At 72.3% G+C, this 3,054-nt stretch carries 3 protein-coding genes; all 3 read right to left on the bottom strand.

What is annotated here, in order from left to right:
• Positions 1-183: 183 nt before the first annotated feature.
• Positions 184-891 (bottom strand): FAD-binding oxidoreductase, encoded by a 708-nt coding sequence (locus VP06_RS33160; protein ID WP_048468085.1) that lies wholly within the window; start codon positions 889-891, stop codon positions 184-186.
• Positions 892-894: 3 nt separating this feature from the next.
• The gene (locus VP06_RS33155) at positions 895-1,500 is read right to left on the bottom strand and encodes a sulfite oxidase-like oxidoreductase (protein ID WP_048468084.1); all 606 of its coding nucleotides are present in this window, start codon (positions 1,498-1,500) and stop codon (positions 895-897) included.
• Between the two features lie 82 nt (positions 1,501-1,582).
• A complete protein-coding gene (locus VP06_RS33150; protein WP_053082135.1) occupies positions 1,583-3,037 on the bottom strand; it encodes an SNF2-related protein in 1,455 nt (484 codons plus the stop codon).
• Positions 3,038-3,054: the final 17 nt, after the last annotated feature.

The raw sequence follows: 3,054 nt of genomic DNA, 5'->3' as shown, positions 1-3,054 counted from the left end.
AACCGCCGCGAGGTCGGCGGCCGCGACGTGGAGCGGCACCATCACCCCGTCGACCCCGCGCTCGGCCATGATGCGGTTGAGCCCCTGCGGCGTCTTCACCTGGGCGATCGGGTCAGCGAGGATCGCGAAAACCCGGGTCTGGCCGGTGATCTCTCGCCTTGTCAGATCTTGCATGGGCGCGGTCTAACCTCCGAAGCGCTCGGTGCGGATCGTCCGCGCCGGCAGGCCGGCCTCGACCAGGAGGTCGGCCGCCGTGGAGACGAAGGGATTGCTTCCGCACACGAAGGCGTGGGCGGGCATCCCGAGGGCGGCGAGCGCCTCGCCGATGGTCTGCGCATCGATCCGCCGGCCGCCCGGCTCCCTGGTGAGGACGAGCCGCAGCCGGAAGCCCGGCTCCTCGGCGTCGCGGCGCATCAGCTCCGCGCGGGCGATCACGTCCGCGCGGGTGCGGGCGGAGTAGAGCAGCAGCGCCGGCACGCCGGGCGCGGCCTCCGCGCGGTGACGCAGCATGGCCAGCAGCGGCACCACCCCGGAGCCGCCGCCGACGAGGAGCAGCGGCCCGCCCATGCCCGGATCCCACACGAAGGCGCCGCCGATCGGCCCGCGCAGCTCGATCGCGTCGCCGGGCTCGGCCACGTCGGAAAAGAACCCCGAGACCTCGCCGTCGTCGAGGCGCTCGATCAGGAGGTCGATCGCCTCCGGCCGCATCGGCGAGGAGGCGATCGAGTAGCTGCGCTGGGCCTGGTAGCCGTCCGGCGCGGTGAGGCGCACGTCGACGTGCTGGCCGGCCCGGAACGGCTCCGACCAGCCGACCGCCAGGGTGAGGCGCCGCACCCGCGCCGTCTCGGGGACGGTCGCGGTGATCCGCGCCTCCTGCCAGGTCAGGGCCATCGCTCAATCCCCGGTGAAGCGCTGCTCGCGCCAGGGATCACCATACATATGGTAGCCGCGCAGCTCCCAGAACCCGGCCTCGTCCTTTTGCGTGAAGCGCAGGCCCTTCACCCACTTGGCGCTCTTCCAGAAGTAGAGGTGAGGCACCAGCAGGCGCGCCGGACCGCCATGGTCGGGCGTGATCGGCGCGCCGGCATAGCGGGTCGCCACCATGGCTTTGCCGCCGGTCAGGTCGGCCACCGGGACGTTGGTGGTGTAGTCGTCGTAGCCTTCGGCCAGCAGGTAGGCGGTCGGCGCCGCGAGTCCCGCCGCCGCCAGAAGGTCGTCGATCGTCACGCCCTCCCAGGCGGTGTCGAACTTCGACCACTTGGTCACGCAATGGATGTCGCCGGCCCAGCGGGTGCGCGGCAGGGCGTCGAACTCGTCCCAGGTCCAGCTTGCCAGGGGCTTCGATCCCTCCCGCAGGGTGAAGCGCCAGCGCGCGAGGTCGATCTTCGGCGTCGGCCCGAGCTGAAGCACCGGAAAGTCTTCGGTGAGGTACTGGCCCGGCGGCAGGCGCTCCGCCTCCGGCCGCGGCGGACGGCGTCCCGTGAAGCCTCGCGTCACCATCGGATGTCTCCTTTTCTGGTGTCCCGCCCTGGATGGCGGGACGTCCGGCGCATCGGCGCCGACGCAGGAATGGGACCGGCCCTCAGGCTTGCCCCGGCCCGGGCGGGTCGGGGGATCGGTCCGCCTCACCATCGATGATCCGCGCGATCGCGTCGAGGAGGGAGGTGTCCTCTCCGGCCATCCTGTCCATGCCGGCCATGCGGGCGATCACCGTGGCGGCCACCCGCTCCTCCACGGTGCCCTCCGCATAGGCGAACAGGATCGCGGCGCGCTCGCCGTCGCGGTGGCAGCGGCCCTCGATCTGGCTGAGCTGGATCGCGCTGTGGCGCATGTCGTGGACGATCAGGCTGCGCGGGCGCTCGCCGCCCGGCAGCTCGTTGCGGTGGAGCGAGATCGATTCGGTGACGGTGAACACCACCGCGTCGCGGTCGCCGCGCTGGAAGGCAACCCGGACCGCCTCGTTGGTCTCGGGGTCCTGCGTGCCGTCGATGGTGCCGGCGCGCCAGCCGCGCCCGGTGAGCCCTGCGGCGAGCGCCGCGCCGGTCTCCAGGAAGGCGACCGAGATCGCCACCTGCTCGCCCGCCATCAAAAGATCCTCGGCGAGGTCGAGCGTGCCGGCGACCCGGATCAGGCTCGCTTTCTGGCGGAAGCGCAGATCGGCCGCCCAGCCGGCGGCGCGGCGGTTCGAGCCCCCGGCCAGGCCCCATTCGCGGCGGAACTCGCGCCAGGTCGCGTCGTAGAGTCGCTTGGCCGCCGCATCGAGGGCGGTGGGTGCGAGGTCGCGCTGCACCTCGGGCCAGCCGGCGATGTCGGCCGGGCGCCGCCGGAGCCCGATCGCCCGGGGGCCGCGATAGAGCAGGTCGGCCATCGTCTCCTGGTCGCGGGCATTCGGCTCCCACGACCAGTTCTGCCAGCGCCCCTTGGCGCGGCCGATCTTCAGGTGCTGCATCAGGGCCCGGAAATCGGCCAGGGTCTCGACCGGACGACCGACGGCGTGGCCGAGCAGCGCCCCGAGATAGGACAATTCGTGCGGCGCCTGACCGGCGGTGGCGCTGGCATAGACCGTGAAGGCCACCGCCTCGGCCATCCGCCGGCAAGCCTGGCCCTGTTGCGAGTTCGGGTTGCGCAGGCGGTGCGCCTCGTCGAATACCACGATCGGCCAGATGCGCTTGGGCTGGCCCAGCTTGGCCAGCTCGTTGTTCTTCGCCCGCACCGAGCGGCGGCGGCTGGCAGTGGGAAGCGCCAGCAGGGACTTGGTGCGCTCGTAGTTCGTGAGCGTCACGTCCTTCTCGGCCAGCCCCGAATCCCGGATCGTGCGCCGCCATTGCGGCATCGCCCCCTTCGGGCAGACGATCAGCACGGCGGTCTCCGGCATCGCCGCCACTGCGCCCCAGACCGACAGCGTCTTGCCGAGCCCGGTCATGTCGCCGAGGAGGAAGCCTGGCCGCCCCTCCGCCCGCGCCGCCAGGATCGCGCGGATCGCCTCGACCTGATGCGGGCGGGGGATCAGGCGGGGTGGTGCGGAACGGGAGGACATCGCCTCCGTATGAGGGG

This window comes from Methylobacterium aquaticum (genome assembly GCF_001043915.1).
Lineage (GTDB): Bacteria > Pseudomonadota > Alphaproteobacteria > Rhizobiales > Beijerinckiaceae > Methylobacterium > Methylobacterium aquaticum.
Note: the sequence above shows the minus strand (reverse complement) of the source record. Positions and strands in the feature narration are given on the sequence as shown.

Excerpts from the sequence above, each read along its gene's own strand:
- VP06_RS33150 (WP_053082135.1), bottom strand. The coding sequence starts at position 3,037 with ATGTCCTCCCGTTCCGCACCACCCCGCCTGATCCCCCGCCCGCATCAG.
- VP06_RS33160 (WP_048468085.1), bottom strand. The coding sequence starts at position 891 with ATGGCCCTGACCTGGCAGGAGGCGCGGATCACCGCGACCGTCCCCGAG.
- VP06_RS33155 (WP_048468084.1), bottom strand. The coding sequence starts at position 1,500 with ATGGTGACGCGAGGCTTCACGGGACGCCGTCCGCCGCGGCCGGAGGCG.